Consider the following 18,314-nt stretch of genomic DNA (forward strand, 5'->3'; position numbering starts at 1 on the left):
AGGGGAAATTAACGTGCGGTGGAGCCGCGGACGATCAGCTCGCCGGAGAAGACCTGCTCGCGTACGGCCTCACTGGTGCCTTCAATACGACGAACCACTTGTTCTACAGCAGCATAGCCAATCTGCCAGGTGGGCTGTTTGAGGGTGGTAATGCCGACGCCAGCCAGCTCCGCCCACTCCAGTTCATCAAACCCCAGCAGACCGATATCGCTGCCCCAGTGCAGGCCAATACGCTTGAGTGAGCGGGCAACCTGCAGGGTTAGTGCCCCGTTGGCGGAGATAACGGCTTTGCGCATCCCGCGATGGCGCGTGTGGAACTGGCGTAGGGTATTGTCGAGCTGATCGGCTTCGTGAAGCGGCGTTTCGGCATTTTCGGCGATCACGCCAGGATAACGCGCCAGCGTGGCACGAAATGCAGCCAGCCGATCGCGTCGGGTATTTACCATGCCCAGCGGTTCGCTCAGAAAGAGAATCGCCTCGAAACCTTGTTCAATCAGATGCTCGGTCGCGGTCGTGGCAGCCTGGGTGTTATCCAGCCCGACCACATCGCAGGCAAATTCCGGGATTTTACGGTCGATGAGGACCATGGGCAGGGAGGATTGCTGCAGACGGTTCAGCCCCTCTTCACGCATGCCCACCGCGTTGACCACAATCCCTTCCACCTGATAGCTGCGCAGCAGATCGAGATAGTGCAACTCCTGGTCGACCTCGTTGTTGGTATTACAGACCAGAGGCGTAAAACCTTTTTCGCGGCAGGCGGCTTCGATACCGCTGAGCACGTTTACAGAGTAGGGGTTAGTGATATCCGCGATGATAAGTCCGATAAGGCGGGTGCGGCCACGTTTGAGCCCGCGGGCCATCAGGCTGGGGCGGTAGTCGAGATCGGCAATAGCCTGTTCAATACGCGCCAGCAATGCATCGGACAATAGATGTTTCTCGCCGTTAAGGTAGCGCGAAATGCTGGTTTTACCGGTTCTGGCGGCTTTCGCCACGTCGCTGATGGTGGCCCGGGCTGGTTTGCTCATCGCTGATTTCCCTGAATTTAGTGAGAATACCTTAACGGGAAAATCGGACGAATCAAGTAATTTGCCCGGTGGCGCAGCGCTTACCTGGGGTGCGGTCTGGTGCCCTTGTATGTTTAAAGTCACTTCAGTTACCCGTCAACAGACGGGTAAACTGTCACTGAGTTTGACCTGATGCCACAGCCCGTTAGCCCTCTGGGTTTCCAAGCCCGCGGGTGAGCTCCTGGCGTGGCTTCAGTTTTCCTGTTAACCCGAACAGCTGCCCGGGCGGCCTGTGCCAGCCCGTATATTACAAGGCCGGGAGACTCGAACATGACTGAACATACCACCGTTGGCATCGATATCGCCAAAGAGACCTTTGATGTATTTATCAGTCCTGACGGGATTTTCCTTCATCTGGACAATACCCCTCAGGGCCATCAGCTACTCCTCGACGCCCTTTCATCCCGTGCCGTTGCACGCATCGTGATGGAAGCCACCGGGCGCTACCACAACCTTCTTGCTGCCACACTTGAACTTGCCGGGCTGCCTGTCGCCGTCGTTAACCCTGCTCAGGTCAAACACTTCGCACGGGCTCTCGGGACGCTGTTCAAGACAGACCCGAACGATGCCCGCATCATCTGCGAGTTTGGCCGCAGAATGACACCGGATGTCAGACCCGCTCCGGACGAACAGACACAGCGTCTGGCCATGATGGTATCCCGCCGCCGTCAGCTGGTGGACAACAGAACCATGGAGCAGAACCGCTACGGCTCCTGCACTGATGAGCTTATCCGGACGGGCATCAAACGGCATATTGACTGGCTTAATGCAGAGATAAAGGACACGGATGACGACATCGACCAGCAGATAAAAGTGATGCCGCTATGGCAGGAGAAAGTGAAGCTGCTGGAAGAAGTCAAGGGTATAGGACGGACAACGCTGGCGGTTCTGCTGTCGATGCTGCCGGAGCTGGGACAACTTAACAGATGTAAAATCAGCGCACTGGTAGGCGTGTGTCCTTATGCCCATGACAGCGGAAAGATGAAAGGAAAACGATGTATCTGGGGAGGACGAAGTGCGGTGCGTGCAGCGCTGTACATGGCGGCAATGTCAGCGGTGCGTTATAACCCAACCATACAGGCTTTTTTTGAGAAACTGAGAAGCAAGGGAAAAGCCTTTAAAGTGGCGATGACAGCCTGCGTCAGAAAGCTGGTAACAATCCTGAATGCGATGGTGCGGGACAATAAAAAATGGGCGGCAGCTTAGTCGTCAGATGTTGACTTTAAACACAGCTGCTCACCCCAACCCTCTCCCACGGGAGAGGGAGAAATGCGATTACTGAATTGGACTCAACGTAATCTCTACGCGACGGTTCTGCGCTTTACCTTCCGCCGTGCTGTTGCTGGCGATAGGGTTGGCAGGGCCCATGCCGCTGGTGCGGATGCGGTTCGCTTCCACACCCTGGGCGATCAGCGAGCTGGCAACGGAATCCGCGCGCTGCTGTGACAGACGCATGTTCAGATCCTGGCTGCCGGTGCTGTCGGTGTAGCCAATCACGTTCACGGCGGTCTTGTTGTACTCTTTCAGCACCATCGCCACGCCGGTCAGCGTGTTCGCACCCGCTGGTTTCAGCGTTGCGCTGCTGCTGTCAAAGGTCACGTTGTTCGGCATGTTCAGAATGATGTTATCGCCGCTGCGCGTCACGCTTACGCCGGTTCCCTTCATTTTGTCACGCAGTTTTGCTTCCTGCACATCCATGTAATAACCGACGCCGCCGCCCAGTGCTGCCCCCGCCGCTGCGCCAATCAGCGCGCCTTTACCGCGGTCTTTCTTGGAGGAGGAGAGTGCCCCAACGCCTGCACCTACCAGTGAGCCGATACCTGCGCCGATGCCGGATTTACCCGCTTCGCGCTCACCGGTGTAAGGGTTGGTTGTGCAGCCAGAAACAGCCAGTGCACCGCTCACCAGAGCGGCAATAACGAGTACGCGTTTTTTCATCTTCTTTCCTTAATCCTTTTTATTCTTTGCCACGGCGTGCGTGGCAGTTGATTATGACGTCCAGATACGGAGAAAATTCCGGGTATAACTCTGAAATTTGTGACAAACCATAAACGGCCTCAGCAAGAAGGCCGTAAAACCTGCACGTAACCAGGAGCGCACGCTTGAGCACCTCAATGAAAACCATTCTGACCGCCGCCCACTGGGGGCCGATGCTGGTCGAAACCGATGGCGAAAATGTTTTGTCGTCCCGCGGGGCACTGCCAACACAACATCCCAACTCTTTACAGACCGTCGTTCGCGATCAGGTGCATAGCAAAACGCGCGTGCGCTGGCCGATGGTGCGTAAGGGTTTTCTGGCTTCGCCGGACAAACCGCAGGGTATTCGCGGCCAGGATGAGTTTGTTCGCGTGAGCTGGGATGACGCGCTGGCGTTGATCCACGCCCAGCATAAGCGCATCCGCGAACGTTACGGCCCATCGTCCATTTTTGCCGGATCTTACGGCTGGCGTTCAAACGGCGTGCTGCATAAGGCGTCGACGCTGCTGCAGCGTTACATGAGTCTGGCGGGCGGTTATACAGGACATCTGGGAGATTATTCCACTGGCGCTGCGCAGGCGATCATGCCGTACGTGGTCGGCGGCAACGAAGTTTACCAGCAGCAGACCAGTTGGCCGCTGGTGCTGGCGCATACCGATGTGGTGGTGCTCTGGAGTGCCAACCCGCTTAACACGTTGAAAATTGCCTGGAATGCCAGTGACGAGCAGGGCATTGGCTATTTCGACGCGCTGCGCAAAAGCGGCAAGCGCATCATCTGCATTGACCCGATGCGCTCTGAAACCATGGATTTCTTCGGCGACAGAGCCGAGTGGATTGCGCCGCATATGGGCACCGACGTGGCAATGATGCTGGGTATCGCCCATACGCTGCTGGAGAACGACTGGCACGACAGTGACTTCCTCACCCGCTGCACCTCCGGCTTTGACCAATTTGCCGACTATCTCACGGGGCAATCCGACGGGGTGGCTAAAACCGCAGAATGGGCGGCAGGAATTTGTGGTGTTTCTGCTGACAAAATTCGCGAACTGGCCGCGTTATTCCATGACAACACCACGATGTTAATGTCCGGCTGGGGGATGCAGCGCCAGCAGTTTGGCGAGCAGAAGCACTGGATGCTGGTCACGCTTGCCGCCATGCTCGGGCAGATCGGTACGCCGGGCGGCGGTTTTGGTCTCTCCTATCATTTTGCCAACGGCGGAAACCCAACGCGCAAAGCGGCGGTGCTGGCTTCTCTGCAAGGTTCGGTGGCAGGCGGCGTGGATGCCGTGGATAAAATCCCGGTGGCGCGAATCATTGAAGCCCTGGAAAACCCGGGCGGTTTTTATCAGCACAACGGTCTGGACCGCCATTTCCCGGATATTAAATTTATCTGGTGGGCGGGCGGGGCGAACTTCACGCACCATCAGGATACCAATCGCCTGATCCGCGCCTGGCAAAAGCCGGAGTTGGTGGTGATTTCCGAGTGCTTCTGGACCGCTTCGGCCAAACATGCGGATATTGTGCTGCCGGCGACCACGTCGTTTGAGCGTAACGATCTCACCATGACCGGCGATTACAGCAACCAGCATATGGTACCGATGAAGCGCGTTGTGGCGCCGCGCGATGAAGCACGTGATGATTTTGACGTGTTTGCTGAACTGAGCGAGCGGTGGGAAGCGGGCGGTCGTGAACGTTTTACCGAAGGGAAAACGGATCTGCAATGGCTGGAGACGTTTTACCAGATCGCCGGGCAGCGCGGTGCGGCGCAGGGCGTAACGCTGCCGCCATTTTCTGCGTTCTGGGAAGCGAACCAGTTGATCGAAATGCCGGAAAGCGAACAGAACGCGCAGTTCGTCCGTTTCGCTGATTTCCGCCGCGACCCGGAGAACCATCCGCTGAAAACCGAGAGCGGCAAGATTGTGATCTACAGCGAGCGCATCGCCAGCTTTGGCTATGCCGATTGCCCGCCACACCCTTCCTGGCTGGAGCCGGACGAGTGGCACGGCAACGCCCAGCCGGAGCAGCTGCAGGTGTTATCTGCTCATCCCGCACATCGTCTGCACAGCCAGCTTAACTACTCCTCACTGCGTGAGCAGTATGCGGTCGCCGGGCGAGAGCCGATCACGCTGAATACCCATGACGCAAAAGCCCGCGGGATTGCGGACGGCGATGTGGTGCGCGTCTGGAATCATCGTGGTCAGGTGCTGGCAGGGGCGGTGGTCAGCGACGGGATTAAACCGGGCGTGATCTGTATTCACCAGGGCGCATGGCCCGATCTTGAGCCTGCCGAGGGGGGGATCTGTAAAAACGGGGCGGTTAACGTGCTGACCAAAGATCTCCCCAGCTCGAAGCTGGGGAACGGTTGTGCAGGGAATACGGCGCTGGCCTGGGTCGAGAAATACCAGGGGCCTGAGCTTACCTTAACGGCGTTTGATCCGCCTGCCAGCTCATAATCCAGGTCGGGTGCTGGGTATCGTCCTGCCAGGCGCTGTCTTCGATGCGAAAGCCCTGTGCATGATAGAAATTCACCGCCCGGACGTTTTTCTGATAGACCTCCAGGCTTAAATGCGGGAAGCGCTGTTGAACATGGTTCAGCAGCGCGCCTCCAATACCTTGCCCGATATACGTTGGCCTGACGAACAGCGCCCCCACAAACTGCGACTGTATAATGCTAATAAAACCACGCAGCGTACCGTCCTCTTCCCACACCCAGGTTTCCGCTGCAGGGAGGTAGACCTCCCGCACCATGGCTTCGTTCTCCTTCCAGTAGCTTGCGCTGATGAACGGGTGCGCTTCGGTGGTGCTTTCAAGCCACAGGCTCAGGAGCGGATCGGCATTGTCACTTTGCCACTTGCGGATCATGTTGCCTCCCCGGATGACAGAAGCAGCCGGTAACATGGTCATTGACCAGGCCACAGGCCTGCATAAAGGCGTAGCAGATGGTGGAGCCGACAAACTTAAAGCCGCGCTTTTTGAGGGCCTTAGAGAGCGCGTCCGACTCCGGCGTGGAGGCCGGGATCTCCGCCAGCGAGGTGGCCTGAGTGAGCTGCGGCGTGTTATTCACAAACGACCAGACAAACGCAGAGAAGGGCTCGCCGTTTTGCTCCATCGCCAGGTAAGCGCGGGCATTGCCGATGATGGCCTGAATCTTACCGCGATGGCGGATGATGCCAGCATCCTGCACCAGGCGTTCTACGTCTTCATCGGTCATGGCGGCGACGGCGGCGGGGTCGAACTGGTGGAAGGCGTTGCGGTAGTTTTCACGTTTCTTCAGTACCGTTATCCATGACAATCCCGCCTGCTGTCCCTCAAGGCAGATCATCTCAAAGAGTTTTCTGCCCTCCGTCTCCGGCACGCCCCATTCCCGATCGTGATAGTCGATATAAAGCTGATCCTGGCTTACCCAACCGCAACGTTCCATCCGTTATCTCCCTTACTGATGCTGATTTCGCAAAATTTTCATTCCGTCTGTCTTGACGTGCCTGGTATAAAGACAATAGTTAATACAGGGCTATATGCCCGCTAAACGCTTCCTGAATAACGACAAATATCGCCGAACTCGGCTCTCTCTGGGGTCGCTTTGATGATGATAAAAAAAATCAGTGGTCGCCATGCTGTTTCTGGCCTGGTGGGGATTTCAGCCTGCCTGTTGTTTTGTCATACAGCGTCTGCCTGGCAACAGGAATATATCGTTTCAGACGCCCAAAATAATACGGCGGAACGCTATACATGGGACGCGGATCACCAACCGCGTTATGAAGATATTCTTGCTGAGCGTATTCAGTCTTCGCAAAATTTGCCTGGGCTTGCCCTGGCTGTACCTTCAGGCGCCACCACGGACGCGGCGATGAGCCTGGGCTGGAATTTTCCGGTTTCAGCGCGGATAACCACCGGTCCGGTGATGTCCTGGCGGTATGACGGCTCGACGCCGATGATGATCAATGAGTTTGGCGATAGCGCGACGACGCAGACGCTCGCCGATCCGCTCTGGCATGCCAGCGTGAGCACGCTAGGCTGGCGCGTAAATACTCAGTACGGCGATCTTCGTCCCTGGGCGCAGGTGAGCTATAACCAGCAGTTTGGTGAAAACCAGTGGAAATCGCAGTTTGGCATGCCGCAAACGCCGGCCCCTGCTCAAAACGGTAGCTGGATGGATGTCACTGTTGGAACGGATATGCCTTTTAATACGCACATGGCGGCGTATGCGTCGCTGGCTCAGGGGGAACGCACCACGACGGGTGAAGAGTTTCTCTATACCCTGGGGGTGAGTGCGAATTTTTAATGTTGTTACTTTTTTAAACGTAGCGATAACATCTCGGAAACAATAACCACGGGCTTTACAGTGATAGCAGGTACTAACCTGCTGTCGCTTTGTTCCCCGGCAAGGTCATTCATTCCCGATTCCAGGCATTTCATTCCGTTCCTCCTGCATTTCATGCCGTTTTACCCCATCACCGCTAGGGTTTTGTTTATCGTTGTCCTCAGCGAATTCTTCTAATTTCTGTTGCAGGACAACGGCCATGAACACATCAACTTATAACCGTACGCGCTGGCTCACGCTCTTTGGCACCATCGTCACCCAGTTCGCGCTGGGATCGGTCTATACCTGGAGTCTGTTTAACAGTGCGCTTTCCGACAAACTTGGCGCACCGGTCAGCCAGGTGGCGTTTTCTTTTGGTCTGCTGAGTCTTGGGCTGGCGATCTCGTCTTCCGTCGCGGGCAAGCTGCAGGAGCGTTTTGGCGTGAAGCGCGTGACCATGGCGTCCGGCATTTTGCTCGGTCTGGGCTTCTTCCTGACGGCGCATTCCAGCAACCTGATGATGCTGTGGCTGAGTGCTGGCGTCCTGGTGGGCCTGGCAGACGGTGCGGGCTATCTGCTGACGCTGTCGAACTGCGTGAAGTGGTTCCCGGAGCGTAAGGGGTTAATCTCCGCCTTTGCCATTGGTTCTTATGGCCTGGGCAGCCTCGGCTTTAAGTTTATTGATGCCCATCTTCTGGCGTCCGTTGGCCTCGAAAAGACCTTCATGATCTGGGGTGCCATCGTGCTGGTGATGATTCTGTTCGGTGCCACGCTGATGAAAGATGCCCCGCAGCAGGAAGTGAAATCCGTTAACGGCGTGGTGGAGAACGACTTTACGCTGGCGCAGTCCATGCGCAAACCGCAGTACTGGATGCTGGCGGTGATGTTCCTGACGGCCTGCATGAGCGGTCTGTACGTCATTGGCGTGGCGAAAGATATCGCCCAGGGAATGGTGAAACTGGATGCGGCAACCGCGGCGAATGCGGTGACGGTTATTTCCATCGCCAACCTGTCTGGTCGCCTGGTGCTGGGGATCTTGTCCGACAAGATTGCCCGTATCCGCGTCATTACGATAGGGCAGGTGGTCTCTCTGGTGGGGATGGCGGCGTTACTGTTCGCCCCGCTGAATGAAGCGACATTCTTTGCAGCAATTGCCTGCGTGGCCTTTAACTTTGGCGGCACCATTACCGTCTTCCCGTCGCTGGTAAGCGAGTTCTTTGGGCTGAATAACCTGGCGAAAAACTACGGGGTTATCTATCTCGGCTTTGGGATCGGCAGTATCTGCGGCTCGCTGATTGCCTCGCTGTTCGGCGGGTTCTACGTGACCTTCTGCGTGATATTTGCTTTGCTGATTATTTCGCTGGCACTGTCCACGACGATTCGTCAGCCGCAGCGTGAAGTCTATAAAGAAGCGCATGCCTGATTTAATAAAGAGAGGCCGCAGGGCCTCTTTTTTATCTCTGCATTGCTTTCGGACTTGTTATTTTGTAAAAATCTTCATCGATCACATTCTCTGCTGCCACTTTTCTTTCCCGCTGTGGTCTACTTATCGCGCTTGTGGACCTTTCTGATAACGGTTTCTCTCGCACCAACTTACTCTGTCTGCTTTCTCGATGAGATTCGGCGGGTCTTTATACCCCTTCCCCCAGGGTTGTTTGCATGAAATATATTAGGTCTCTTACCCAGCAACGATTGTGTCTGATGCTGGCTGTCTATATCGGTTTGTTTCTGAATGGCGCGGTGCTGTTCAGAAGAGTGGAAGGTTATTTTGAACACCTCACCGTAAGAAATGGAATTTTTGCCGCGATTGAAGTGTTTGGTTCCGTTCTGGCAACCTTCTTCCTGTTACGCCTGCTCTCACTTTTTGGCCGACGTACCTGGCAAATTCTGGCCTCGCTGGTGGTGATTATCTCTGCCGCCGCAAGCTATTACATGACGTTCATGAACGTCGTCATCGGGTACGGTATCGTGGCGTCGGTGATGACCACGGATATCGATCTTTCAAAAGAGGTGGTCGGTAAAGGCTTTATCGTCTGGACGGTGTTAACCTGCCTGATCCCGCTCTTCTTTATCTGGAGTAATACCTGCCGCTATACCTTATTACGCCAGTTGCGTACGCGCGGACAGCGGGTACGCAATATCGTTGTCGTTTTGCTGGCCGGACTGCTGGTATGGGCGCCTATTCGCTTAATGGAAAAACAGCAAAAACGAATTGAAAAAGCGACGGGCGTTGATATGCCAAGCTACGGTGGTGTAGTGGCTAACTCTTATCTGCCGTCTAACTGGCTCTCGGCATTAGGTCTTTATGCCTGGGCACAGGCGGACGAATCGAGTGATGTGAAATCGCTGATTAACCCGACAAAAAAATTCACCTATCAGGCACCTGCTGACGGACTGGATGATACTTACGTCGTGTTTGTTATCGGTGAAACAACACGCTGGGATCATATGGGTATTCTCGGTTACGACCGTGATACCACACCAAAACTGGCTCAGGAAAAGAACCTGGTGGCCTATCGCGGCTACTCTTGCGATACCGCGACGAAGCTCTCATTGCGCTGTATGTTTGTGCGTGAAGGCGGTGCGAGTGATAACCCACAACGCACGCTGAAAGAGCAAAACGTGTTTGCTGTGCTGAAGCAGCTTGGTTTTAGCTCCGATCTCTTCGCTATGCAAAGTGAGATGTGGTTCTACACCAATACGCTGGCGGATAACATCGCGTACCGTGAGCAGATTGGCGCCGAGCCCCGCAACCGCGGTAAAAACGTCGACGATATGCTGCTGCTTGAGGAGATGTCTGAGTCTCTGAAGAATCATCCGCAGGGCAAACATCTCGTCATTCTGCATACAAAAGGGTCACATTACAGCTATTACCAACGTTACACGCGCGACTTTGCAAAGTGGCAACCTGAGTGCATCGGTATTAATAAAGACTGCAGCAAGCAGGAACTGATCAATGCCTACGATAACTCGGTACTGTATGTTGATACCTTCCTGAGCCGCGTGATTGACCAGCTGCGCGACAAGAAAGCGATTGTTATCTATGCGGCAGATCACGGTGAATCCATCAATGAGAAAGAGCATTTGCACGGTACACCGCGCAAGCTGGCACCGCCGGAGCAGTTCCGCGTGCCGATGATTATGTGGATGTCGGATAAGTATCTGGAAAACCCTGACAAAGCTGCAATGTTTGCTCATCTGAAAAAAGAGGCGGAGATGAAGGTGCCACGTCGCCACGTTGAACTGTACGACACCATTATGGGTTGTCTCGGCTATACCTCACCAAATGGTGGAATTAACGAAAACAACAACTGGTGTAAACTCCCTGATAGCACCGCAAAAGCCGCGCAGTAGCTGCTCTGGCGAGAATATCGCCAGTTGAATGGCTTTTTGAAAATAAGGGATTGACGGGGGCGCACCTCAGCAGTAAGATGCGCTCCGCATTCGGCGAGTAGCGCAGCTTGGTAGCGCAACTGGTTTGGGACCAGTGGGTCGGAGGTTCGAATCCTCTCTCGCCGACCACATTCTGAAAAGGGCTAACCGCAAGGTTAGCCCTTTTTGCATTATGACCTTAGCCCGCCAGAGTCACCAAAACGCCCCTTATCCTGGCTTCTCCCTGCCTGTTAACGATTTTGTGACATAATCCATTGTATTTTTTTATATATAGATTGATCTTTTTTCGCGTTGCTTATGGATAACCTCAGCATTTTTCGCTGTGCGTTTTAACGTTCGCGGTATTTAGTGCTCAGATAATCACCATTCTGCAAGAAAATTTACCCATTCTGAATAAAAGTTAATCACTGATTGTTGCGAAATATGAAGATATTTGTGCTGCAAGATGGCGAGTAGCATAAATTTCCCTGCTGAAAACTGGCATACATAGTTTTTTTAATCTTTGTTTGCGGTTTCTCACACTCCACGTAAATCCCCGTCACCTGTATTGACGTTTTCACATTCTGTTGACAGATTGTAGGGCATGAGGGGCATTTCAGGGACGATCTGCGCTGCAACTCAAACGCTCTTCTGAAAGGATTCTCCATCCCTTTACTGCCTTCGGGCACCACCGACCGGACCGGGTAAAAAATAAATAAAGGTCTGGCGGCGTAACACAACAAAGCAAAACATCACATTGGAGCAGAATAATGAGTATTTCCTTGAAGAAGTCAGGGATGCTGAAGCTTGGTCTGAGCCTGGTGGCTATGACCGTGGCAGCAAGCGTACAGGCAAAAACCCTGGTTTACTGTTCTGAAGGCTCGCCGGAAGGCTTTAACCCACAGCTCTTTACCTCTGGCACGACGTACGACGCAAGCTCTGTACCGATCTATAACCGTCTGGTTGAATTCAAAACCGGCACCACCGAAGTGATTCCGGGTCTGGCTGAGAAGTGGGACGTCAGCGAAGACGGTAAGACCTATACCTTCCACCTGCGTCAGGGCGTGAAGTGGCAGGACAGCAAAGAATTTAAACCAACGCGTGACTTTAACGCCGACGACGTTGTGTTCTCCTTCGACCGTCAGAAAAATGCCCAGAACCCGTACCACAAAGTGTCGGGCGGCAGCTATGAGTACTTCGAAGGGATGGGTCTGCCTGACCTGATCTCAGAAGTGAAAAAAGTGGACGATAAAACCGTGCAGTTCGTGCTGACGCGTCCGGAAGCGCCATTCCTGGCTGACCTGGCCATGGACTTCGCCTCTATTCTCTCTAAAGAGTATGCGGACAACATGCTGAAAGCCGGCACGCCTGAGAAAGTGGACCTGAACCCAATCGGTACCGGCCCGTTCCAGCTGCTGCAGTACCAGAAAGACTCCCGTATTCTGTATAAAGCCTTCCCGGGCTACTGGGGCACCAAGCCGCAGATCGACCGTCTGGTCTTCTCCATCACGCCTGATGCGTCCGTGCGTTATGCAAAACTGCAGAAAAACGAATGCCAGGTGATGCCATACCCGAACCCGGCTGACATCGCGCGCATGAAGCAGGATAAGAACATTAACCTGCTGGAACAGGCGGGCCTGAACGTGGGCTACCTCTCCTTCAACACCGAGAAGAAACCGTTTGATGACGTGAAAGTGCGTCAGGCGCTGACCTACGCGGTGAACAAAGAAGCGATCATCAAAGCCGTTTACCAGGGCGCAGGCGTTGCAGCCAAGAACCTGATCCCACCAACTATGTGGGGCTATAACGATGACGTTAAAGACTACAGCTACGATCCTGAGAAAGCGAAAGCGCTGCTGAAAGAAGCGGGCCAGGATAAAGGCTTCACCGTTGAGCTGTGGGCGATGCCGGTACAGCGTCCGTACAACCCGAACGCACGCCGTATGGCGGAAATGGTTCAGGCTGACTGGGCGAAAGTTGGTGTACAGGCCAAGATCGTGACCTACGAGTGGGGCGAGTACCTGAAGCGCGCCAAAGCGGGTGAGCACCAGGCGGTGATGATGGGCTGGACCGGTGACAACGGGGATCCGGACAACTTCTTCGCTACCCTGTTCAGCTGCGCGGCGGCGAAAGACGGTTCTAACTACTCTCGCTGGTGCTACAAGCCGTTTGAAGACCTGATCCAGCCGGCGCGTGCGACCGACGATCACAACAAACGTATTGAGCTGTACAAGCAAGCGCAGGTTGTTATGCACGATCAGGCTCCGGCGCTGATTGTTGCTCACTCCACCGTGTATGAGCCAGTGCGTAAAGAAGTGAAGGGCTATGTGGTTGATCCACTGGGCAAACACCACTTCGAAAACGTATCGGTTGAATAATTAAAAGCAACGCCAGGCGGCGTTGCGCTTGCACTGGCCTACGGTATGTAGGCCGGGTAAGCGTAGCGCCACCCGGCAGCAGTGCTTTATTTCCTCTCTGAAAGGAGAGGGGATAAGATTTGTGAGCAATACAGACGTCACGCCACTGGTCGTGCGTCATCAGAGAGAATCCGGGTTATGTTGCAGTTCATCCTCCGACGTCTGGGACTTGTTATCCCGACGTTTATCGGTATCACCCTTCTCACTTTTGCCTTCGTCCATATGATCCCCGGCGACCCGGTAATGATTATGGCGGGCGAGCGTGGTATCTCCCCTGAACGTCATGCGCAGCTTCTGGCTGAACTCGGCCTCGATAAGCCGATGTGGCAGCAGTACCTCCATTATATCTGGGGCGTGTTGCACGGTGACTTAGGGATTTCGCTAAAAAGCCGTCTTCCGGTGTGGGACGAGTTCGTGCCGCGTTTTAAAGCGACACTGGAGCTTGGCGTCTGCGCCATGATTTTCGCCACTGCGGTGGGTATTCCAGTTGGGGTACTGGCTGCCGTTAAACGTGGCTCAATTTTCGACCACACCGCTGTTGGCCTGGCGCTGACCGGCTACTCCATGCCTATCTTCTGGTGGGGCATGATGCTGATTATGCTGGTTTCGGTGCAGCTTAACCTGACGCCCGTCTCCGGGCGCGTCAGCGATATGGTTTTCCTCGACGACACCAATCCGTTGACCGGCTTTATGCTGATTGATACGGCTATCTGGGGTGAAGAGGGTAACTTCATCGATGCCGTCGCGCATATGATCCTGCCAGCCATGGTGCTGGGCACCATCCCTCTGGCGGTGATTGTGCGTATGACCCGTTCCTCCATGCTGGAAGTGCTGGGCGAAGATTACATCCGTACCGCACGCGCCAAAGGGTTAACCCGTATGCGCGTCATCATCGTACATGCGCTGCGTAACGCCATGCTGCCGGTGGTGACCGTTATTGGTCTTCAGGTGGGTACGCTGCTGGCAGGGGCGATCCTGACCGAAACCATCTTCTCCTGGCCCGGCCTCGGACGCTGGCTGATTGATGCGCTGCAACGCCGTGACTATCCGGTCGTGCAGGGCGGGGTGCTGCTGGTCGCGACGATGATTATCCTCGTCAACCTGCTGGTCGATTTGCTGTACGGCGTGGTGAACCCGCGTATTCGTCATAAGAAGTAAGGGGCCATCATGTCACACGTTTCTGAAAACAAAGTGGTTGCTGCACCGGTTCCAATGACACCGCTGCAGGAGTTCTGGCACTACTTCAAGCGCAATAAAGGTGCGGTAGTAGGGCTGGTGTATGTCGCAATCATGATCCTGATTGCGGTGTTTGCGAACTTCCTCGCACCTTATAACCCTGCGGATCAGTTCCGCGATGCGCTGCTTGCACCTCCTGCGTGGCAGGATGGCGGTAGCCTGGCGCACCTGCTGGGTACCGATGATGTAGGCCGCGATGTGCTTTCGCGTCTGATGTACGGCGCGCGTCTGTCGCTGCTGGTTGGCTGCCTGGTGGTGGTGCTGTCCCTGATTATGGGGATTGTGCTTGGTCTGGTGGCGGGTTACTTCGGCGGCATCGTCGATAACATCATTATGCGTGTTGTCGACATCATGCTGGCGCTGCCAAGCCTGCTGCTGGCGCTGGTGCTGGTGGCGATCTTCGGTCCGTCTATCGGTAACGCCGCGCTGGCGTTGACCTTCGTGGCGCTTCCTCACTACGTGCGTTTAACCCGTGCGGCGGTGCTGGTGGAAGTGAACCGCGACTACGTCACCGCGTCTCGCGTGGCGGGGGCGGGGGCGATGCGCCAGATGTTCGTCAATATCTTCCCGAACTGCCTTGCGCCGTTGATTGTTCAGGCGTCGCTCGGTTTCTCAAACGCCATTCTTGATATGGCCGCTCTTGGCTTCCTGGGCATGGGTGCGCAGCCGCCAACACCGGAGTGGGGCACGATGCTCTCCGACGTGTTGCAGTTCGCACAAAGCGCCTGGTGGGTTGTCACCTTCCCGGGTCTGGCAATCCTGCTGACGGTGCTGGCATTTAACCTGATGGGTGACGGCCTGCGTGATGCGCTTGATCCCAAACTGAAGCAGTAAGAGGCACGAGATGGCGTTATTAAATGTAGATCAATTATCGGTGCACTTCGGAGACGTTGGCACTGAGTTTCGCGCCGTGGACCGCATCAGCTACAGCGTAAATCAGGGCGAAGTGGTGGGTATTGTCGGGGAATCCGGTTCCGGTAAGTCGGTGAGCTCACTGGCGATTATGGGGCTTATCGATTATCCCGGCCGCGTGATGGCGGAAAACCTGCAGTTCAATGGTCAGGATCTGAAGCGCATTTCCGAAAAACAGCGCCGCCAGCTGGTGGGCGCGGAAGTGGCGATGATTTTCCAGGACCCGATGACCAGCCTGAACCCGTGTTACACCGTCGGCTTCCAGATTATGGAAGCGATAAAGGTGCACCAGGGCGGTAATAAGAAAACCCGTCGCCAGCGCGCGATCGATCTGCTGAATCAGGTGGGTATTCCTGACCCGGCATCGCGTCTGGACGTCTACCCGCACCAGCTCTCTGGCGGGATGAGCCAGCGCGTGATGATCGCGATGGCGATTGCCTGTCGGCCAAAACTGCTGATTGCGGATGAACCGACGACGGCGCTGGACGTGACCATTCAGGCGCAAATCATCGAACTGCTGCTGGAGTTGCAGCAGCAGGAAAATATGGCGCTGGTCCTGATTACGCATGACCTGGCGCTGGTGGCCGAAGCGGCGCACAAAATCATCGTGATGTATGCAGGCCAGGTCGTCGAGACCGGAAGTTCGCACGATATCTTCCGCGCACCGCGTCACCCTTATACGCAGGCTCTGCTGCGTGCGCTGCCGGAGTTTGCCCAGGATAAAGCGCGCCTGGCGTCACTGCCGGGTGTGGTGCCGGGTAAATATGACCGTCCGCAGGGCTGTCTGCTTAACCCGCGCTGTCCGTATGCGACGGACAAATGCCGGGCGGAGGAGCCAGAGCTGAACCAGCTTGCTGACGGCCGTCAGTCGAAATGCCACTACCCACTCGATGATGCCGGGAGGCCAACACTATGAGTACGCAACAGGCCACCACGCAACAACCGCTGTTGCAGGCCATCGACCTGAAAAAACACTACCCGGTGAAGAAGGGGATTTTTGCCCCTGAGCGCCTGGTGAAAGCGCTGGACGGCGTCTCCTTTACCCTCGAACGCGGCAAAACGCTGGCGGTGGTTGGGGAGTCGGGCTGTGGTAAATCTACGCTGGGCCGTCTGTTGACGATGATTGAAGTCCCGACCGGCGGTGAACTTTATTATCAGGGGCAGGATCTGCTCAAACACGATCCTCAGGCGCAGAAGTTGCGTCGCCAGAAAATCCAGATTGTGTTCCAGAACCCGTACGGTTCTCTGAACCCGCGTAAAAAAGTGGGACAGATTCTGGAAGAGCCGCTGCTCATTAACAGTAATCTGAGCAAAGAGCAGCGCCGCGAAAAAGCGCTGGCGATGATGGCGAAGGTCGGCCTGAAAACCGAGCATTATGACCGCTACCCGCATATGTTCTCCGGCGGCCAGCGTCAGCGTATTGCCATCGCCCGCGGCCTGATGCTCGACCCGGACGTGGTGATTGCCGATGAGCCCGTCTCCGCGCTCGACGTTTCCGTGCGTGCGCAGGTGCTGAACCTGATGATGGATCTCCAGCAGGAACTGGGACTCTCTTACGTGTTCATCTCCCACGATCTGTCGGTTGTCGAACACATTGCGGATGAAGTGATGGTGATGTACCTGGGGCGCTGCGTGGAGAAGGGGAGCAAAGACCAGATCTTTACTAACCCGCGTCACCCGTATACCCAGGCCCTGCTGTCTGCGACGCCGCGTCTCAACCCGGACGATCGCCGTGAGCGTATTAAGCTGACGGGTGAGTTGCCAAGCCCGCTGAATCCGCCTCCTGGGTGTGCATTTAACGCCCGCTGCAGTCGCCGCTTTGGTCCCTGCACGCAGCTGCAGCCGCAGCTGAAGGATTATGGTGGTCAACTGGTCGCCTGTTTCGCGGTCGATCAGGATGAAAATGGCGAGAAGCCACATGCATAAAGAAAAAAAACCGGCGTTAAGCCGGTTTTTTATGTCTGCGCAATTATTTCCGCAAGCGAATCTGGTCGACTGCGTGCTTCTCGCTCTTGGTGAGGATCAGACTTGCGCGTTCGCGCGTCGGCAGGATGTTCTCTTTCAGGTTCACGTAGTTGATCTCATTCCACAGCCCCGTCGCCACCTTAATGGCCTCTTCTTTTGACAGCTGCGCATAGTTATGGAAGTAAGAGTCAGGATCGGTGAACGCGCCTTCCCGGAACTTCAGGAAGCGGTTGATGTACCAGCTCTGGAGAAGATCTTCCGGCGCATCAACATATATAGAGAAATCGACGAAGTCTGAAACGAACACATGATGTGGATCATGAGGATAATCCATCCCGCTCTGCAGGACGTTTAACCCTTCCAGGATCAGGATATCCGGCTGGACCACCGTTTTATCCCCATCCGGAATACGATCGTAAATCAGGTGTGAATAGACCGGTGCCGTGACGTGAGGCACCCCGGATTTCAGGTCAGAGACAAATTTCACCAGACGGTGCATATCATAAGAGAGCGGGAAGCCCTTCTTCTTCATTAGCCCGCGTTCTTTTAATACTTCGTTCGGGTGCAGGAAGCCGTCGGTGGTAATTAACTCAACGCTGCGGTGTTCAGGCCAGCGGCTCAACAGCGCCTGCAATACGCGCGCGGTGGTGCTTTTACCCACGGCCACGCTGCCCGCAATGCTGATGATATAAGGAATGCGCTGACCGTTCGTTCCGAGGAACTGCTCCAGTACCGCCTGACGGCGCAGGTTGGAGCTGATATAGAAGTTAAGCAAGCGAGAAAGGGGGAGATAAATTTCTGCCACCTCTTCCAGGGACAGATCTTCGTTTATCCCTTTTAACCGTGCGATTTCACCTTCCGTCAGCGTCATAGGGACGGAATCACGCAGGGCAGCCCACTGGCTGCGGTTAAAGTGAAGATAAGGCGTCATTAACGTTTGCTCTTTTTTGCTCATAAGCATGCTTCAGTGAGCCAGCTCAATACTGCCGGATCGTGGCTCATCACACAGTTAATTTTGGACAATGGGCAGGAGGTTAACACCAGATGGCAGGAATAATAAGAAAAAAGATG

The 18,314-nt window shown here is 55.1% G+C and carries 15 protein-coding genes and 1 tRNA gene; 11 read left to right on the plus strand and 5 right to left on the minus strand.

Translation table 11 applies throughout. The features are described 5' to 3' along the window. Positions 1 to 8 precede the first annotated feature (8 nt). On the minus strand, positions 9 to 1,025 hold the full coding sequence (locus BFV64_RS00805) for a LacI family DNA-binding transcriptional regulator (RefSeq protein ID WP_014882049.1): 1,017 nt from the start codon (positions 1,023 to 1,025) through the stop codon (positions 9 to 11). A 309-nt stretch (positions 1,026 to 1,334) separates the two neighbouring features. On the opposite strand from BFV64_RS00805, the gene BFV64_RS00810 reads away from it, so the two are divergent. Beyond that, complete coding sequence (locus BFV64_RS00810; protein ID WP_045282185.1) at positions 1,335 to 2,270, plus strand: IS110 family RNA-guided transposase; 936 nt, start codon at positions 1,335 to 1,337, stop codon at positions 2,268 to 2,270. Positions 2,271 to 2,339: 69 nt separating this feature from the next. Here BFV64_RS00810 and BFV64_RS00815 read toward each other — a convergent pair whose 3' ends face one another. Continuing rightward, on the minus strand, positions 2,340 to 3,002 hold the full coding sequence (locus tag BFV64_RS00815) for an OmpA family lipoprotein (protein ID WP_010426241.1): 663 nt from the start codon (positions 3,000 to 3,002) through the stop codon (positions 2,340 to 2,342). Positions 3,003 to 3,178: 176 nt separating this feature from the next. Between BFV64_RS00815 and BFV64_RS00820 the strand changes: the two genes are divergently transcribed. Beyond that, positions 3,179 to 5,494, plus strand: coding sequence for a molybdopterin guanine dinucleotide-containing S/N-oxide reductase (locus tag BFV64_RS00820; protein ID WP_069601613.1), 2,316 nt, complete (start codon positions 3,179 to 3,181; stop codon positions 5,492 to 5,494). Here the strand turns inward: BFV64_RS00820 and BFV64_RS00825 are convergent. Together BFV64_RS00825 and tag are read right to left on the minus strand one after the other, a co-directional pair. Then, entirely contained in the window at positions 5,457 to 5,903 is a 447-nt protein-coding gene (locus BFV64_RS00825) for an N-acetyltransferase (protein ID WP_014882051.1), read from the minus strand. The two genes, BFV64_RS00820 and BFV64_RS00825, sit on opposite strands and share 38 nt — an antisense overlap. Beyond that, positions 5,881 to 6,462, minus strand: coding sequence for a DNA-3-methyladenine glycosylase I (gene tag / locus BFV64_RS00830; protein WP_023331755.1), 582 nt, complete (start codon positions 6,460 to 6,462; stop codon positions 5,881 to 5,883). Before tag ends, BFV64_RS00825 begins: the two co-directional genes overlap by 23 nt. Positions 6,463 to 6,624: 162 nt before the next feature. On the opposite strand from tag, the gene BFV64_RS00835 reads away from it, so the two are divergent. The 9 genes from BFV64_RS00835 to dppF all read left to right on the plus strand — a co-directional run bounded on the left by BFV64_RS00835 (position 6,625) and on the right by dppF (position 17,204). Further along, on the plus strand, positions 6,625 to 7,323 hold the full coding sequence (locus BFV64_RS00835) for an autotransporter domain-containing protein (protein WP_023331756.1): 699 nt from the start codon (positions 6,625 to 6,627) through the stop codon (positions 7,321 to 7,323). 238 nt (positions 7,324 to 7,561) lie between these two features. Then, on the plus strand, positions 7,562 to 8,764 hold the full coding sequence (locus BFV64_RS00840; protein ID WP_014882054.1) for an L-lactate MFS transporter: 1,203 nt from the start codon (positions 7,562 to 7,564) through the stop codon (positions 8,762 to 8,764). 236 nt (positions 8,765 to 9,000) lie between these two features. Further along, positions 9,001 to 10,695 carry a kdo(2)-lipid A phosphoethanolamine 7''-transferase gene (eptB, locus tag BFV64_RS00845; RefSeq protein WP_069601614.1) on the plus strand — a complete coding sequence of 565 codons (1,695 nt, stop codon included), beginning with the start codon at positions 9,001 to 9,003 and terminating at the stop codon, positions 10,693 to 10,695. Positions 10,696 to 10,786: 91 nt separating this feature from the next. Continuing rightward, positions 10,787 to 10,863 (plus strand) — tRNA-Pro (locus BFV64_RS00850). 620 nt (positions 10,864 to 11,483) lie between these two features. Further along, positions 11,484 to 13,091, plus strand: coding sequence for a dipeptide ABC transporter periplasmic-binding protein DppA (gene dppA, locus BFV64_RS00855; RefSeq protein WP_014882056.1), 1,608 nt, complete (start codon positions 11,484 to 11,486; stop codon positions 13,089 to 13,091). A 177-nt stretch (positions 13,092 to 13,268) separates the two neighbouring features. Next, on the plus strand, positions 13,269 to 14,288 hold the full coding sequence (dppB, locus tag BFV64_RS00860; protein ID WP_014882057.1) for a dipeptide ABC transporter permease DppB: 1,020 nt from the start codon (positions 13,269 to 13,271) through the stop codon (positions 14,286 to 14,288). A 9-nt stretch (positions 14,289 to 14,297) separates the two neighbouring features. Then, a complete protein-coding gene (gene dppC, locus BFV64_RS00865) occupies positions 14,298 to 15,200 on the plus strand; it encodes a dipeptide ABC transporter permease DppC (RefSeq protein WP_014882058.1) in 903 nt (300 codons plus the stop codon). A 10-nt stretch (positions 15,201 to 15,210) separates the two neighbouring features. Continuing rightward, complete coding sequence (gene dppD, locus BFV64_RS00870; RefSeq protein ID WP_032635363.1) at positions 15,211 to 16,194, plus strand: dipeptide ABC transporter ATP-binding protein; 984 nt, start codon at positions 15,211 to 15,213, stop codon at positions 16,192 to 16,194. After that, complete coding sequence (gene dppF, locus BFV64_RS00875) at positions 16,191 to 17,204, plus strand: dipeptide ABC transporter ATP-binding subunit DppF (RefSeq protein WP_023331759.1); 1,014 nt, start codon at positions 16,191 to 16,193, stop codon at positions 17,202 to 17,204. Before dppD ends, dppF begins: the two co-directional genes overlap by 4 nt. A 43-nt stretch (positions 17,205 to 17,247) precedes the next feature. On the opposite strand, the gene coaA is transcribed toward dppF, so the two are convergent. Continuing rightward, entirely contained in the window at positions 17,248 to 18,198 is a 951-nt protein-coding gene (gene coaA / locus BFV64_RS00880) for a type I pantothenate kinase (RefSeq protein WP_014882061.1), read from the minus strand. Positions 18,199 to 18,314: the final 116 nt, after the last annotated feature.

Origin of the sequence: Enterobacter kobei, from assembly GCF_001729765.1 — a bacterium.
GTDB classification, from domain to species: domain Bacteria; phylum Pseudomonadota; class Gammaproteobacteria; order Enterobacterales; family Enterobacteriaceae; genus Enterobacter; species Enterobacter kobei.